Origin of the sequence: Gleimia europaea ACS-120-V-Col10b, assembly GCF_000411155.1 — a bacterium.
GTDB lineage: Bacteria > Actinomycetota > Actinomycetes > Actinomycetales > Actinomycetaceae > Gleimia > Gleimia europaea_B.
Map to the genome: position 1 here is coordinate 1,008,117 of NZ_KE150266.1, position 15,955 is coordinate 1,024,071.

The 15,955-nt window shown below is 59.3% G+C and carries 12 protein-coding genes; 3 read left to right on the forward strand and 9 right to left on the reverse strand.

The window, feature by feature from the left end; genetic code table 11:
* The 6 genes from mnhG to HMPREF9238_RS04655 are packed head-to-tail and all read right to left on the reverse strand — an operon-like array spanning position 1 to position 6,770.
* Positions 1-444 (reverse strand): monovalent cation/H(+) antiporter subunit G, encoded by a 444-nt coding sequence (gene mnhG / locus HMPREF9238_RS04630; protein ID WP_016444286.1) that lies wholly within the window; start codon positions 442-444, stop codon positions 1-3.
* On the reverse strand, positions 437-916 hold the full coding sequence (locus HMPREF9238_RS08605; RefSeq protein ID WP_016444287.1) for an MrpF/PhaF family protein: 480 nt from the start codon (positions 914-916) through the stop codon (positions 437-439). The genes mnhG and HMPREF9238_RS08605 overlap by 8 nt, the downstream gene beginning before the upstream one ends.
* Positions 913-1,455: a Na+/H+ antiporter subunit E gene (locus tag HMPREF9238_RS04640; RefSeq protein WP_016444288.1), complete on the reverse strand. Its 543-nt coding sequence runs from the start codon at positions 1,453-1,455 to the stop codon at positions 913-915. The genes HMPREF9238_RS08605 and HMPREF9238_RS04640 overlap by 4 nt, the downstream gene beginning before the upstream one ends.
* Positions 1,448-3,355 carry a Na+/H+ antiporter subunit D gene (locus HMPREF9238_RS04645; protein ID WP_016444289.1) on the reverse strand — a complete coding sequence of 636 codons (1,908 nt, stop codon included), beginning with the start codon at positions 3,353-3,355 and terminating at the stop codon, positions 1,448-1,450. The genes HMPREF9238_RS04640 and HMPREF9238_RS04645 overlap by 8 nt, the downstream gene beginning before the upstream one ends.
* A complete protein-coding gene (locus HMPREF9238_RS04650; protein ID WP_016444290.1) occupies positions 3,352-3,855 on the reverse strand; it encodes a Na(+)/H(+) antiporter subunit C in 504 nt (167 codons plus the stop codon). Before HMPREF9238_RS04650 ends, HMPREF9238_RS04645 begins: the two co-directional genes overlap by 4 nt.
* Entirely contained in the window at positions 3,852-6,770 is a 2,919-nt protein-coding gene (locus tag HMPREF9238_RS04655; protein WP_156824387.1) for a Na+/H+ antiporter subunit A, read from the reverse strand. Before HMPREF9238_RS04655 ends, HMPREF9238_RS04650 begins: the two co-directional genes overlap by 4 nt.
* A 112-nt stretch (positions 6,771-6,882) precedes the next feature.
* On the opposite strand from HMPREF9238_RS04655, the gene HMPREF9238_RS04660 reads away from it, so the two are divergent.
* Entirely contained in the window at positions 6,883-9,213 is a 2,331-nt protein-coding gene (locus HMPREF9238_RS04660) for a (Fe-S)-binding protein (protein ID WP_016444292.1), read from the forward strand.
* 18 nt (positions 9,214-9,231) lie between these two features.
* Here HMPREF9238_RS04660 and HMPREF9238_RS04665 read toward each other — a convergent pair whose 3' ends face one another.
* A complete protein-coding gene (locus HMPREF9238_RS04665) occupies positions 9,232-10,464 on the reverse strand; it encodes a hypothetical protein (RefSeq protein WP_016444293.1) in 1,233 nt (410 codons plus the stop codon).
* Positions 10,461-11,072 carry a dCTP deaminase gene (gene dcd / locus HMPREF9238_RS04670; RefSeq protein WP_016444294.1) on the reverse strand — a complete coding sequence of 204 codons (612 nt, stop codon included), beginning with the start codon at positions 11,070-11,072 and terminating at the stop codon, positions 10,461-10,463. The genes HMPREF9238_RS04665 and dcd overlap by 4 nt, the downstream gene beginning before the upstream one ends.
* Positions 11,073-11,196: 124 nt before the next feature.
* Here dcd and HMPREF9238_RS04675 point away from each other — a divergent pair, with 124 nt between their 5' ends.
* Both HMPREF9238_RS04675 and HMPREF9238_RS04680 read left to right on the forward strand, forming a co-directional pair.
* Positions 11,197-11,628: a cupin domain-containing protein gene (locus HMPREF9238_RS04675; RefSeq protein WP_016444295.1), complete on the forward strand. Its 432-nt coding sequence runs from the start codon at positions 11,197-11,199 to the stop codon at positions 11,626-11,628.
* Between the two features lie 173 nt (positions 11,629-11,801).
* Positions 11,802-14,174, forward strand: a complete 2,373-nt coding sequence (locus HMPREF9238_RS04680) for a glycoside hydrolase family 3 protein (RefSeq protein ID WP_016444296.1) — start codon at positions 11,802-11,804, stop codon at positions 14,172-14,174.
* A gap of 55 nt (positions 14,175-14,229) precedes the next feature.
* Here the strand turns inward: HMPREF9238_RS04680 and HMPREF9238_RS04685 are convergent, their stop codons facing one another.
* Positions 14,230-15,870 carry a SulP family inorganic anion transporter gene (locus HMPREF9238_RS04685; protein ID WP_016444297.1) on the reverse strand — a complete coding sequence of 547 codons (1,641 nt, stop codon included), beginning with the start codon at positions 15,868-15,870 and terminating at the stop codon, positions 14,230-14,232.
* Positions 15,871-15,955 lie beyond the last annotated feature (85 nt).

The window sequence follows — 15,955 nt, forward strand, 5'->3', positions numbered from 1 at the left end:
TCAACCGACCTCACTGGTGGACGAATCTAAATCAGGATAATCCTTTGGCCTTGCAAAACCATCGCGTGCCTGCGGGTGCTTAATCGTGATTGCCTCCGCCTGCTCGTTATCAAGCGACAGCTCATCAACCACCAGGTCAGTGGCCTCGAACTCTTGATTGCGGTACGTTGCGCGAGCCATCAGCTGCGAACCAATCGGGGAGGACACCGTCTGCAACGCGACTATTAGCAGCGCCGCCGCAACCCACTGCCACGAACGCATCGATACGGCCGCGCCCGTTGCCATCAAGAACACGCCCAACCACTGGGTTTTAGCCGAAGCGTGCATGCGCGAATACGTGTCGCGCAAACGCAGCAACCCCACGCCACTAATCAGCATGAACGAAGCGCCCCCAAGCAGCAACAACGCGCCCAGCAGGTCCCACACGGCCTCGAAGTTAGTCATGCTTTCCACCCGTCATCTTTGACGCGTTCTTTGCCCTCTCCCCCGCATCCGCGACCCTCTTCGCAGTCTGCGCCGCCGCCTGCGCTTCACGAGCCGCCAAGATTGCTTCACGCTCTTCCGCGTGTAGCTCGCTTTGCGCCTCCCGCATCAAACGCACCTCCTGCGCGCGCAACTGCTCCGGTGTTGTAGCAGCATCCGTGGTTTCACGCGGGCGCTCCGAAAAACGCCCCAGCGTCACCGAATACATGAACCCCACCATTGCGAACATGATGGCGAGCACCAGCACATCCGTGCGATCCGTTCGCACCGCAAGCACCAGCGTGATTCCCGCAGACGCAACCGCGAGCACATCCGACGCAACCGCCCGATCCATGATGCTCGGCCCCAAAGTTAGCCGCACCAGGGTCATAAACGCGGTGGCAATCATCGCCATAAGTGCGACAAATAAAATCACATTAATTACAGTGCTCAAAGATTCACCCCCACGTCCTCCAACGTCTGCGCGGAAGCAAGAGCCTTCAACACGCGCTCCTCCTGCGCCAGCGAGGCTACCCGCACGCCCTCAATATCGCCCTGCGCCTCAAGATCAAACACGTGCAGGTAAATGATGCCCTCGCGGCGCTTCACCTCAACTACGATTGTGCCCGGCACCAAGTTGATCATCGCCGCAGTAACCGCCATCGTAATATCCGCGCTACTGCGCAAATCGATTCGCACAACCCCGCACTCATAATCGCGGCCCGTCACAACCACCTTCGCAACGTGGACTGCCGCCTTCACCATGTCCACCAAGAACACGCCGGCAAGAACCAAACCCTGACGAAGTCGGAAATGCGCGAAGAACCCCGAGCGCGGTAGCGGGAACGCCAGTTGGATAAACAGCGCGACCAGCAGGCCGCTCAGTAACACTAGAGGCTCAAACTTAGCAAACAGTAGCGTCCACAACACCAACAGCCACAACGTCATAAATAGCGACATTCGCTTCGATGCGAAAGCTCTCACCCTACTCATTTGACAGCCCCGTCCTCGGGAACGCCGCCGAATAATCCCGCGCTAGCTTCATGCCTAAAATGTGGCCCTGAATGTGCTCGTTCTTCTCGTCGAAAATAAACGGCGCATGCCACTGGTAACTCCACAGTTCCTGGCCGGTTTGGCGCTTTTCTGGCTCCAACACGCGTCCATCGCGGCTAAGGTCGCGAATCAGATCCTCCTGCGCCGACTTCGCGTAATCTTGCAAAATCTTTGGCGCATCCGCAGCCGCGGACTTCGACTTGCCCGCCCCACGGCCATCGTCTTGGAGCACCGCGTGCAGGTACGTGGAACGCTCCATCTGATCGAGCGCCGCGTTGGACGCGTAGGCGTAAATCGGGCCTGCACCCACAGTCATCGCGACCATCACCAAGATCAGCGAGGCGGCCGAGGCGTACATCAAGCGCGTCACACCCGACCCCTCCATTTCGCTTCTCGTGCGCGAATGCACCTGCATGCGATCATCTGAGTCTGCAATCCGCGAAATCGCCTCGGCAGCGCGCAAGGTGGCCTTCTGATACCTGGCGCTGTGCACCTGGTCAAGATCCGTATCCGTCACGTACGTATCCGACTTCGGTTGCCAAAACGCGAAATTCCACACCTTGATAAGCGCGTACAGCGTCAGGAACGACGTGATAATTCCAGCGACGAGAAGCGCATAGCCCTCCCAGTGCCCCTGCAACACCGAAGACTGGGCGAGACCTACCTTGCCGATGAACCCCGTGAAGGGAGGCACGCCTACGAGATTCAACCCCGCGATCATGAACATGATGGCAAGCACCGGATAAGTCTTTGCTAGCCCACCCAGAGCACGCAAAGACGTGGTTCCCTCGTGGCGCTCAATCAGCCCGATAATCAAGAACAGTGTGGTCTGAACCAGAATGTGGTTTGCCGCGTAGAAAATCGTTGCCGCGAGCCCCACCTTATTCACCACGGCCAGACCCCAAATCATGAAGCCAATGTGAGACACCAAAACAAACGACAGCAAACGCCTCATATCGTGCTGCGCGATCGCCCCCAAAATACCGACGATCATCGTCGCTATGCCCACAACCGTGAGGAGCACCGACACGCCCTCGCCGGGGAACAACAACACCTGCAAACGAATCAGCGCGTAAATGCCCACCTTGGTTAGCAAACCCGCAAACACCGCAGTTACTGGCGCCGGAGCCGTCGGGTACGAATTCGGGAGCCAAGCGGCCAGGGGGAACACCGCTGCCTTAATCCCAAACGCCACCAGCAAAACGAGCTGGATAGTGAGCGCCACGCTGGGATCAATTTCGCGCAAACGCGTGGAAAGCTGGGCCATGTTTACCGTGCCCGTAGCCGCATACGTCAGGCCAATACCAATCAAGAACAGCACCGACGAAACCAGTGAAACCACCACGTAAACCGTGCCGGCGCGGATACGCCCCCGCGTACCCCCAATCGTGATCAGAACAAAAGAGGCGGCAAGAAGAATCTCAAACCCCACGTACAGGTTGAAAAGATCACCCGTCAAGAACGAGTTTGAAACGCCCGCAATCAAAATCAAATACGTGGGGTGGTAGATCGCAACCGGCACATCCGGATCCTCATCCGCCAGATTTTGGGCCAGCGAATACACCAGCACCGCGAGCGTCACGATCTGCGAAACCACGAGCATCAGCGAAGACAGCCTGTCTGCCACCAGCGTGATACCAACCGGCGCCGCCCACGAGCCCACGTCCAGCACCACCGAGCCCGAATTTGCGGCAACCGCCAGCATGATCCCAACTGCCAACACCACCGTCAAAGTCACCAGCGAAATCAGCTGCTGCAACTTCGGGCGGCGCACAAACACCAGAGCAAAGCCAGCCGACAGTAGCGGCAGCAACACGGGAATGGGGAGCATCCAGTTCATCGAGTGCCCTCCCCTCGGCTCGAGGCGTCATCAGATGCCTGCGCGGCATCCTCCTGCACGGCCTCCGCATCGTAGAAGAGATGCGGATCTTCCTCACCCGTAACCTCATCTACCCCGTAGTCATCCACGCGGTCCTTTGCCAACCTGCGCGCAAGCCGGCGATCCTCAACGTCATCAACCACCTCGTCATGGCCAGACAAGCGCCACGACCTATACGCGAGTGCCATGCCAAACGCGGTAGTACCCAGGCCAATCACGATCGCGGTTAACATCATCGCCTGCGGGAGCGGATCCGACATGATCGTTGGGTCTACGTCCTCACCAAGCAAAGCTGGACGCGCCGAACGGCCACTCGCCGCGAGGAACAGCACGTTCACCCCGTGGCCCATTAGCGCCAAACCGATGAGGATGCGCGTTAGCGTGCGTTCCATAACCAAATAGGCGCCCACCGCTACAAGCACGCCCGCGAGAATTACTACAACTAGGGAAGGAGTACTCACTTTGGCTCCCTCCTCACGTCGCTTATTGAGCCTGCAAGCATCTTGTCTTTCACCTGCGCCTGCTCGGCCTCCGCGCGATCCTTATCCACCTGGCCACCAAGAGCCGTCACCAAATCCAACACGACTGCCACAACCAGGAGGTACACGCCCACGTCCACGATCAGCGCCGACGTGAAATGAACATTGCCGAGCACGCCGAAACTGAGGTCAATCTCCGTAGACTCCAAAACCGTGTTCCCGTAAGCCAGCGGCATCACCGCTCCAACCGTTGCCGTGAACAGGCCAAAGCCCAGCAGCGCACCCGGATTCACGCGGCTAGCTTCACGTAGCTCGAACCGGCCTCCTGCCATATAACGCAACGTGAATGCGATGCCTGCGAGGACGCCGCCGGCAAAACCGCCGCCCGGATTGTTGTGGCCCACCCACAGCAACCACAGGGAGGCGACCATCATCGTGGGGAACAAGACCCGCGTACCAACCTCAAGAAGAAGTGAGCGTGAGCGCGCCGAAAGCATCGAAATAGCCGGAAGCCACGAGCTGGCAGTCTTTGGCCTCTCGCGCTCCAACGTTGAGCTACGACGCACCAGGTAGATCATCGATGCCACGCCCGTAGCGGTCACGAGGAGCACCGAAAGCTCCCCAACCGTGTCCCACGCACGCGTGTCCACGAGGATCACGTTCACAACATTCTTGCCCGCACCAAACGAGTAGGCTTCCGCCGGAATCAAGTTGGAAATGGGCTCTGCCACGCGGGCTTGGGCCGCCACTATCGTTGCACCCGTGACCACAATCCCCAAAACGCCGGCGAGGCCAATGCGCGCCCAGCGTGAAATCGCAAACGAACGCACCGAGAAGTTCTGCGGCAAGGATCGCAACACCAGCACAAATACAACCAGCGAGACGACCTCGACAAGCATCTGTGTAAGCGCCAGATCCGGCGCGCCATACGTCATGTAGAGTAGCGAAATCGCGGTGCCCACCACGCCCAGCGCCAAAACCGCGTTGATCCGCGAACGCGACCTCGCCGCCACAAATGCAGCTATGCTCGCAAGCGCAACAATCCCCACCTGCGTAGCAGAATCCCACAGGCGCAGATTGAGCTCGGCCTGCCCCACCTCGACCAGGCCAAAACCAACCGCCGCTGTGAACACCACGAAAATCGTGGTGATATCCCACGGTAAAGAACCCCTGTGGAACAAGGAAGTGATGAGCGAGGCGAAGTGTTCCAGCTCCAGCATGAGCCACCGGTAAATCTCACTGATATGCAGGTGTTTTGGAGCCAGACGCCGCTGAATCCGCGCGATGCGGGGACGCTGCCACGCCATCCAGGCGCCACCGGCCAGAATTGCCGCCGTAATCAATGCGGGCACCGGGCCTGACCACAGCGCGATATGGGGCTCGCCTACTCCCCCCTCGGTAATGAACTCGGTCAAAATCTGTAGCCATGCCGGCTGGATTGCGGTGAATGAAGCCACCGCCAGACCGACCACCGGAACGAGAGTAAGAGTGGGAAGTTGCGCGTTGGACATCTCGATCTTGATGCGTTTGTGTCCGAACGCGCCCCACCAGTAGCGCCAAGAGTATGCAACCGTGAGAACCGAGCCGAGCGCCAAGATTACGAGGGCGGTTACGTCAAGGCTTGCGCCTGCCGAATGGGGTGCCATGCTCGCAGTCCAACCCGCGCCCGTTCCCTCAAACAGGCTGGTGATGAAAGCCTCTTTACCCACAAAACCAAGCAGAGGCGGCACGCCAGCCATTGAAAGCGCTAGCACCGCAGCAGCGGTGGCGAGCACCGGCTGATGTTTGTACAGGCAGTTCAGCTCCCGCAAATCGCGCGTGCCCGTGGCCTTCTCTACCAAACCGACACTCATGAACAGCGCCGACTTGAACACGGCGTGCGCCACCAGCATCGCCACGCCAGCCGCGTAGGTTGTGGCCGTACCGTAGGCCATCGCCGCGCTCATCAAACCAAGCTGAGACACCGTGCCGTACGCCAGCACTAGCTTCAAATCGAACTGACGCAACGCGCGATACGAGCCAAGCAGCATAGTGGCCAGCCCCAGCGCTACAATGATCGGCGACCAGCCCGGCACGTTGGTAAAACCCGGCGTCAAACGCGCAATCAAGTACACTCCGGCCTTCACCATCGCCGCCGCGTGCAAGTATGCAGACACAGGAGTGGGGGCAGCCATCGCGCCAGGGAGCCAGAAATGATGCGGCACCAGCGCCGACTTGGTGCTGGCACCCAAAATAATCAGCAACGCAGCCACAATCACCTGCGCCGAACCCACATCAAGCACCCCGGTGCGAGCATTTTCTACCAGCACGTGAACCGCGTAGGAGCCACCCGGGGCCTCGGCTACCATCACGAAACCAGCGAACATCGCGAGGCCACCAAAACCCGTCACCTGGATAGATTGGCGTGCCGCAGCACGCGCCGGGCGATGGTCAAAATGGTGCCCAATCAGCAGGTAAGAAAATACGGTAGTCAGTTCCCAAAACAAATAAATGATCAGCAAATGATCGGCCGTCACCAGGCCGAGCATCGCTGCCGCGAAAGCCGTGAAAATCGCAGCAAACCGGCCCAAACTAGCCGCATTAGAACTGAAATAGCGCGTCGCATACAGCATCACTAGCGTGCCCACGCCACTCACTATCAGCGTCATCAGCCACGACAGCGGATCCAACCTAAACACGACCGCCAAAGAGAGTTCACCCACCCAGTTCCACACGAACTCCGGAGGGGAAGTGAACACCTCCCTCGTATACGAAAGCGCCCAAACTACCGCGCTAAACGGCGCCAAAGCAGTTATGAACAATAAGTTTCGCCCCAACTTGCGCCCCAGAAACGGGGCAAGACAAGCCGCCACAGCGTGAAGAAGCAAAATCGTGACCAAAGCTGTCCTAACTCGCAACGAAAGCGGGCAACGTGGCTATCAGCCAGAATCAGACTAACGAATTTTTGAGACGACGGCGCATTAAAGCGATAATACGGACAGGCCCTAAACCCGTGAAGGAGCGTAGGCCATGACCCCTGCAACCTTGCGCGTAACCCTTTTTGCGATCGCAGTGCTTGCGACCATCGTCGCCATCCTGACTTTCGTTCGCGCCCTCGTAGTCATGTACCAGCGCGTCGCCACCGGTCAGAACGCACCCGGCCGGCTTCGCCCGATCGGGCCACGCCTGTGGATGACAATTAAAACTGTGCTGAGCCACCGCGAATTTCGTGGCCGGCCAGGCGTTCGCATCGCCCACTGGTTCGTCATGCTTTCCTTCCCCATCCTCGCGCTCACACTCATCACCGGCATGGGAAAACTCCGCACGTCCTCGTACTCCCTGGGCGCAATCGACCACTTCCCCCTCTGGGAGTGGATCGTCGAACTGTTCGCGTGGACCAGCCTCATTGGCATCACCGGCCTCATTGTCTTGCGCATCACGTCCGGCATTGGCCGAGATAAAGAAGCCGAAGGCGAAACCCGCACCGGTCAGGCCGCCTCGCTGGCATCACGATTTTTGGGATCCACGCGCTGGCAAGCCTACTTCGTTGAGTTTGTAGTAGCGACCGTGGTGCTTGCAGTCATTGGCCTGCGCTCCCTCGACTACGCCGCAGGGATCACCGGCGTGACCGACGAGGCCGGCCAACTACTCCTAGACCCTACCTACGCCACCGCCATGCACTACCCCACCACCGCGTGGCTCGGCAACGCCCTGGCCGGCATGTCCAGCGCTGCCCTCCTCAACTCGATAGCGATACTGTCTTTCCTTAAAGTCATGATCTCCATGGCGTGGATGACTGTGGTTGGCGTACAAACCAGCATGGGCGTGGCATGGCACCGCTTCCTCGCCCTCGTCAACATCTACGCGCGCCGCAACGCCGATGGCTCTAAAACCCTGGGCGCGGCTTCACCATTGATCGTGGAGGGCGCCCCACTTCTGAGCGAAGAACAGCTTGATGACCTGGATGACGACGCCACTCTGGGCACCGGCACGCTCGCGGACCTAACGTGGAAGCAGCGCCTAGACTTCATGACCTGCACCGAATGTGGCCGTTGCCAAGAGCTGTGCCCCGCGTGGAACACCGGCAAACCCCTGTCACCAAAGCTGCTCACCCTGTCCCTACGCGACCACGTGGCGGCCGTCGAACAGATGGAAGCCCTCGGAGACAAGGCGTACACCGAAGATGAGGAAGGCAACGTCCTCGTCGATTCAAACGCTCCCAACACCGCGCACACGCCCGACGTTTTAGAAGCCCTAATCGCGTCTGGAAATACGGGCGAAACCGGCGTTTCGATGCAGGCCAGTCCGCTGGTTGGCGACGTCATTTGCGAGGAGGCGCTGTGGGACTGCACGATGTGCGGCGCGTGTGTTGACCAGTGCCCCGTTGACATTGAACACCTAGACACGATCCTGGGACTACGCCGTCACCAGGTGCTGATGGAATCCGCCTTCCCCCGCGAACTGGCACGCCCATTCCGCTCGTTGGAGACGAAGGCGAACCCATACAACCAAGCGCCGCGCAAGCGCTTGGAATGGGCCAAAAACCTGGAGTTTGACGTGCCTGTCATTGGTGAGGACGTGGAGGACGCCAGCGAAGTTGACTGGGTGTTCTGGGTTGGCTGCGCGGGCGCCTACGATGATAAGGCGAAGAAGACCACGCAGGCGATCGCCGAACTCCTGCACGTTGCGGGTGTGAAGTTCGCGGTTCTCGGCAACGCGGAAACATGCACGGGCGATCCGGCGCGCCGCGCCGGCAACGAACTGTTGTTCCAAATGTTAGCGCAGCAGGCTATTGAAACGCTCAATGAGGCGAACGTGAAGAAAATCGTGGTCTCTTGCGCGCACTGCTTCAACACCATCGCTAACGAATACCCCGAACTTGGCGGCACATTTGAAGTTGTTCACCACACGCAGCTACTGAATCGTCTGGTCCGTGAAGGCGCCCTCACGCCCGTCCCGCCGAAGCCGGGCGAAGACGGACGCAAGATCACTTACCATGATCCATGCTTCCTGGGCCGCCACAACCAGATTTACGAGGCGCCGCGCGCGCTGCTCAGCTCTGATCCCGCCCTTGAGGTTGTGGAAATGCCGCGTTCCGGCGAGCGTGCAATGTGTTGCGGTGCGGGCGGCGCGAGAGCATGGCTGGAAGAAACCCGGGGCGTGCGCATCTCGCAGGCGCGCGTGGACGAGGCTGGAGCTACAGGTGCGAAGGTCATTGCAACGGCCTGCCCATTCTGCTCGCAAATGCTGGGCTCCACGCCCACACCTTCCGGTGCGCAGCAGGGCATCGAGATTAAGGATGTTGCCGTGCTTATGCTCGAAGCGGTGCGCCGGGGAGAGATTGAGGAAGCAACCAAGTAGCTTCGCCCACAAGCGCTATTATTCTGGGTCGGAGATCAAGAATTGGTCTTCGTCAAGCATGTAACCGGCGGTGGATCGCGCGATGAGGCTGGCGATCATCTCGATCTGGTCTTTAACGCGGTTGCGTTCAAAGCGTAGCGCGCGGCTGGGACGCATGAGTTTGTCCCGGTAAACCTCGGGCATGACCCAACGAACACCGTATTCGATAGCGCTACCCTGCGGCCACTGCTCGAAACGCAACACGGGGGGCGTGAAGTCGGCGGGCGTGACGGTGATGTGCACGCGCGAAGTGTTTCCCACTGACGCGATGAGCGAGTAGCCGCGCACAACAAACCCCTCGGCCGTAGCTTTCCTGTCGGCTTCCTGCGCGATTTCCGCGATGCGCACCAGCTCGTCTTCAGGAATGTTGATCTTTTTCGCGATTTCTTCTCGCGTTTGCACACGCTCGGCTGAGTCAATGGGCGGCAGCTTTGATTCTTCCAACCCGTTTACAATGTCGGGCAGGTAGGGGCGTAGCAGGGCGGTGAGGTCTTCTTCATCCACCCACCGGGGCGCGAACACCATCATGTCCACAGCACTGTCCGCATCCGGTTCGATGTTGATTCGCGAGGGCGCGGCGTTCACAGCTCCGGCAAGGCGCCGAGCAATGCGGATGAGGCCGGATAGTACTTCGAACTCTTTGCCGGCCGGCATGCCGTCTGGGAAGGCGCGTGCCAGAGGATCTGTGCGCATGAGGAAGTCGGGGGCTGGTTTGGTGCGCGTGGCGGGCACGTCAACGATCCACGCCTGCGCCATGCGGGCGGGTGTGTTGAACTGCGCGCGTTCTCCCTTGGTGATGCGCCACGGCCCTGACAAGGTGGCACCTTCGGTGATGCGGAGCAGGCCGGGGGACAGCCAGCCGGCGTCCTCGGAAATCGAAACAGCGAGGGCTTCGAGTTCGCGCGGATCCACGTCATCCCCGGTGACCAGTAGGTGTTTGCCCTCTGCGGCATTCGGGTCCAGGATCTCGGCGTCCTCGAACTCGATTACGGGCATGTCCACGGATGCGCGATGTTCAACGGCGTTGAGTTTGCCGGCCGCCGTGACGGTGAGGGCGCGGGCGCGCGTAGCGTTCACTTGGGAGGCCAGGTCTGGCATCGCTTGCGTGGCGATGGACTGGACGGACGTTGGCGTGGTTTCGCGCGGAACCGTGTTGGTTTCATTCAGTTGCGCGAGTCGGTCAGCGATTGGGACGCGCTCGGACTTGCTCATAGAACCTGCACGTCTCCTTCAATGTGAGGGCTTTTCGCAATGTTCACGCGTTCAAAGTTTTTATGCGACCGCGAGGCGGTGGGGCCGCGCTGACCTTGGTAGCGCGAGCCGCGCGCGCCCTTGCCGTAAGGGGCTTCGGCCTTCGAGGACAGTTGGAAGAAGCAAAGTTGGCCCACTTTCATGCCGGGGTAGAGCAGGATCGGCATGGTTGCGGTGTTAGAAAGCTCCAGGGTGACGTGGCCGGTGAAACCGGGGTCGATGAATCCGGCGGTGGAGTGCGTGAGAAGGCCCAGGCGGCCAAGTGACGATTTGCCTTCGAGGCGCGCAGCAATGTCATCGGCAAGCGTGACCTGCTCGTAGGTTGCGCCGAGCACGAATTCGCCGGGGTGGAGCACGAAGGGCTCGTTGCCTACGTCAACGAGGCTAGTTAGGTCGGATTGGTCTGCGGCCGGGTCGATTACCGGGTACTTGTGGTTGTTGAACAGCCTGAAGTAGCGGTCCAGCCTGACGTCGATGGAGGCTGGTTGCACCATGTTTGGATCCCACGGGTCAAGGGCAATTTTTCCGGCGTCAATGTGGGCTCGAATGTCGCGGTCACTTAGCAGCATGCGTTCATTTTCCCATGAAATCGAGGCCGCGTGGTAGCGCTTAGATCTTCTGCGTCTTTTACGAAGCGGAACTAGTATGGATGGTGTGTCTCTCATTAGAGTTTATTGAAGGAAGGGATAGGCAATGACCGAGTACGCTGGCCAGTTTGACGACCAGGGCAAGAAGCCCTACGTGATTGATATTGAGAAGGAAACTCTTGATAACACGAATTTCCGCACCACAATGTGGACGGGTGAGCACATTCAGCTGACTGTCATGGAGATTCCGGTTGGTGGAGATATTGGCCTTGAGGTTCACGAGGATAATGACCAGTTCCTCCGCATTGAGCAGGGCAGGGGCCGCTGCGAGATGGGCCCGTCCAAGGATGATTTGAACTTCGTGAAAGAAGTTGAAGACGACTTCGCAATTTTCGTTCCAGCAGGTGCTTGGCACAACGTGACGAACATTGGCGATGTGCCGTTGAAGCTGTACACGATTTACGGTCCAGCCGATCACTTGCCGGGTACGGTGCACAAGACGCAGGCGGATGCGGAGGCAGATCCTCACGAGCACTGAGTTGATTCGTGAGGGCGTTGGTAACGCTTGATCGTTTCTGTTGAGGGGCGCGGACTCAGTTTTGGGTTCGCGCCTCGCATTTTCCTGGCAACACAGCGGGGCATTCCGTAAGAATCGCTTTTGCAAGCTCCTGCTTACGCGCGTACAGATTTCGTTCGATTAATGGGGTAGACATGACCAACAGCGTCCTCTCGCAAACCTCCACTAGGGCTCTTGACGAGGGCGCCTCCCTGAATCCAAAACTCGCTGCGCTCAGTGGGATCTTGGCTGCGAAAGGCGCCACACTACTGCGCAACAATGCAGTTTTACCGTTGGAGAGGGGCAAGCCGCTGGCGGTTTTTGGGCGCGTGGCGCGCGACTGGATTGCGGTGGGCTACGGCTCGGGCGGCGATGTGAATCCGCCCTATGTTACGAATCTGACGGACTCGCTGCGCGAGCTTGAGGTGGCTGTCGATACCGAACTGGCTACCATGTATGAGCAGTGGTGCGCGGCAAATCCGGTAGATCCGGGCGAGGAGTGGGGGAAGTGGCCGCTTTCGTTTGCTGAAATGCCCATGCCGGATGCGGTTATTGCGGGAGCCGCAGTGCGCTGCGACACGGCCCTGGTGGTGATCGGGCGTGCAGCCGGCGAGGATCGCGACTCGCTGCTGCAGGTGGGCTCCTACTACCTCACTAATGACGAACGATGCCTGCTGAAACGAGTGAATAGGGCGTTTGCCCGCATTGTTGTGATCGTCGTGACCGGCAACGTCATGGACTTGGCGTGGGCGGAAGAGCTGGACGTTGACGGTCTGTTACTCGCGTGGGCGGGCGGGCAAGAAGGTGCCCGCGCAATCGCAAAAATCTTGGTTGGCGAGATGGAGCCGGGCGGGCGTCTAACCGACACGATCGCATACCGCTACGAGGACTACCCCAGCCACGGCCATTTTGGCGACCTGGATGCGAACACCTACGTTGAGGACATTTACGTTGGCTACCGCTACTTTGAAACGTTTGCCAAGGAAAAAGTGCAGTACCCGTTTGGATTTGGCCTGGGGTATTCAACGCATGAGTATTCCGACCAGATCGTCCAGATTTGCGATGAGGGCGTGAGCGTATCCGCGACGGTAACGAACGTCGGCTCGGCAAAGTCCTCCGCAGTGGCGCAACTGTACGTACGCAAACCCGGCCGGCTGAACGGAGCGCCCGAGCGCGAACTCGTGGGGTTTTGGCGCTCTCCCGACCTCTCTCCGGGCGAGAGTGCGCAGTTCACCATCACCGCACCGCTACGCAACCTCGCGGTTTACGATGACGCGGCAGGCCGGGACACCAGCCACTGTTGGGTTTTAGAGGAGGGTAGCTATGCCTTCTTCCTCGGAAACGATGTACGCCAGGCGCGCGAGATCGGCACAGCGCAGTTCGACCGCAAGATTTTGGAGCGGCTGGAACAGGCCGCAGCTCCCGTTGTTCAGTTTGACCGCTACGTTCGCGAGGCGGGCGCGGATTCTGTGAAGTTGGCGCCCGTTCCGGTGAGCGAGGTTGATCTGGCCGCTCGTATCACGCAACGATTGCCTCAGTCATCTGGCAAGCCGGCGAGCGATCCGCGTTTTGAGGACGTCTTGGCCGGGCACATTTCAACCGCTGATTTCGCTGCGTCGCTGTCTAACCGCGACCTCGCTGATCTGACTTACGGTGACGTGACTATGAACTCGCCGCTGGGAGCGCCGGGCAATGCGGGGGCTTTGGGAGGAGTGACGCGGGCTTTGCGCGCTAAGGGCGTTCCTCCTGCAATCACCACGGACGGCCCGTCCGGTCTGCGTTTGAATGCGACTGCGACGCTGCTTCCGTGTGGGACAGCTCTCGCCTCCACTTGGGAGCCGCAACTGGCTGAGCAAATGGCGGTTCTGCACGGGGAAGAAATGGTTCTGCTGGGTTCGGACATCATTTTGAGCCCGGGCATGAACATTCACCGCGATCCGCTGTGCGGGCGAAACTTTGAATACTATTCGGAAGACCCACTGATCACGGGCAGCTTTGGCGCCGCGATTGTGCGGGGCGTGCAAAGCCGGGAGCGTAGCGCGTGCCCGAAGCATTTTGCGGTCAATAACCAAGAAACTAACCGCATTTTCAACGATTCGCGGCTGTCCGAACGCGCGTTGCGGGAAATCTATTTGCGTGGTTTTGAGATGGTGGTGAAGGACGCCGGCCCGCATTTCATTATGACGTCCTATAACAAGATCAATGGGGTGTGGGGCCACTACCACTATGACCTGATTGAAACTGTGCTATTTGGCGAGTGGGGTTACCGGGGTGCGGTGATGACCGACTGGTGGATGAGGATGGCGCCAGACCCGAACTTTGCGGGCGTGTACGATTCCGCGTACCGCGTGCGGGCGGGCGTGGACGTGCTGATGCCCGGAGGCGACGTGCACCAGGGCACCACTCGGGAAGACTCCGTATTCGAATGCTTGGAATCGGGTACTTTAACGCGCGGTGAGGCCGAACGCAGCGCGGTGCGAGTGCTCGACTTCCTCAAAATGCGATACGCAACCCTGAGCGCAAAATAGGAAACGCTGAGCCGGCTAGGAGTCGGCTTAAACTCTTGGGCCAGCACAACCACACTCACAACCCCTCGGCTACCAATTTGCGCGCAGAAGCGGCGGCCTCTTCGATGGAATCGAACAGGTAGGTGGGCGAGCTTAGCGCATCGATTATGCCCACGCTTTGCGCGGCCTTCAGATGCTCGGGGCGCAGGCCCTTGATCATCGTTATGATGCCGCGTTCATTGAGCTCCACGAACACGTCCGCAAGTTGTTTTGCGCCCGACGCGTCCAAAATCCCCACGTGCGACATTGACAAGATCACCACTCCGGTGGAGCGGTGAACGTCGGAAAGCTCAGTGACGATGCGCTCTGCCGCGCCAAAGAACATTGAGCCGTCCAAACGGAAGTACGCGATCTTGTCATCGGTTTGCTGGCGTTCGCCCGGCAGCGGCAACTCCACTACGCCCGACAGGCGGGACAGGTGGTAGACCGCCCACAACACGGCGATCGCAACGCCCAAACCGATTGCAACAACCAAGTCGAACACGACCGTGATCAGTGCAGTAATCCAAAATACGAGGCCATCGCCGCGCGTTGAGCCCAAAATCTTGCACACACTAGATGTTGAAACCATGCGGAATGCGGTTACGAACAGGACTCCGGCTAGGGCCGCGAGCGGAATATGGCTCACGAGGCCAGCCGCGAGGTATACCACCGCGCCCAGGATTATCGCATGCACGATTGCGGACACGCGGCTGGTAGCTCCCGACTTCACATTCACTGCCGTACGCGCAATCGCGCCCGTTGCCGGCATTCCTCCAAAAATACCCGAGCCGATTGACGCCAGCCCCTGGCCCACCAGCTCCCGGTCCGGCTGATACGATCCCTGCCCCGGCATTCCAGCCGCAACACGTGCCGACAGTAGCGACTCGATTGCCGCCAGCATTGCCACCGCGAACGCGGCAGGCAGCAACTGCCTCATCAATGAAAAATCAACATATGGAAGGCTTGGCGCCGGAAGGGAACTGGGGAGCTGGCCAATAGTTGGCACCGCAAGATTGCCAAAGAACGCCGCCAGTGACACCACGACCACTGCGACGAGTGAGGCCGGGAACGTTGTTGATATGCGTGAGGTTCCCACAATCACCAACACAGTAACTAGGACAATGCCCAGAGTGAATGCAGAAACCGCCCAGTCTGCTTCCTGCACGGCCAAGAAAGCGCCGTACAGCGAGTTCACGCCTGCGGGGATTTCCACTCCCATCGCCATCGGCACCTGCTGGAGCGCGATTAACGTGGCGATTCCCAGCGTGAAACCCTCCACCACGGACCAAGGGATCAGGGAGATAGCCTTGCCGAGGCCCAACAATCCGAACGCAAATACCAGCAGGCCTGCCATCACCGACAGCAACATGATTGAGCTTGCCCCATGCCACGCAAATATTGGCGCCAGGATCACCACCATCGCACCCGTTGGCCCCGACACCTGCACGTGTGAGCCACCGAAAGCCGCTGCAATCAGGCCCGCAACTATTGCCGTTACTAAACCGGCGGCTGCGCCCACTCCAGACGAAACGCCAAATGCCAACGCCAACGGCAGTGCAACAATACCCACCGTCACGCCTGCAACCACGTCGCGGCGCCAATTCGCCTCGCGATAATCATCTGCGGACGGTAACAAAAACTTCAAGTGATCAGCTATCGAAGAAGACAACCGCACGTATTTATCCCAACCCGTTCAAGCCAAGAATTTTCATCAACACGCGCGAAATACAAGGAAAAACTAAACGGCGCGTGGACTCACC

What these genes read in the sequence shown, in the direction of transcription:
- mnhG (WP_016444286.1), bottom strand. Translation starts at nt 444, where the DNA reads ATGACTAACTTCGAGGCCGTGTGGGACCTGCTGGGCGCGTTGTTGCTG.
- HMPREF9238_RS04640 (WP_016444288.1), bottom strand. Translation starts at nt 1,455, where the DNA reads ATGAGTAGGGTGAGAGCTTTCGCATCGAAGCGAATGTCGCTATTTATG.
- HMPREF9238_RS04645 (WP_016444289.1), bottom strand. Translation starts at nt 3,355, where the DNA reads ATGAACTGGATGCTCCCCATTCCCGTGTTGCTGCCGCTACTGTCGGCT.
- HMPREF9238_RS04660 (WP_016444292.1), top strand. Translation starts at nt 6,883, where the DNA reads ATGACCCCTGCAACCTTGCGCGTAACCCTTTTTGCGATCGCAGTGCTT.
- HMPREF9238_RS04665 (WP_016444293.1), bottom strand. Translation starts at nt 10,464, where the DNA reads ATGAGCAAGTCCGAGCGCGTCCCAATCGCTGACCGACTCGCGCAACTG.
- dcd (WP_016444294.1), bottom strand. Translation starts at nt 11,072, where the DNA reads ATGCTGCTAAGTGACCGCGACATTCGAGCCCACATTGACGCCGGAAAA.
- HMPREF9238_RS04675 (WP_016444295.1), top strand. Translation starts at nt 11,197, where the DNA reads ATGACCGAGTACGCTGGCCAGTTTGACGACCAGGGCAAGAAGCCCTAC.
- HMPREF9238_RS04680 (WP_016444296.1), top strand. Translation starts at nt 11,802, where the DNA reads ATGACCAACAGCGTCCTCTCGCAAACCTCCACTAGGGCTCTTGACGAG.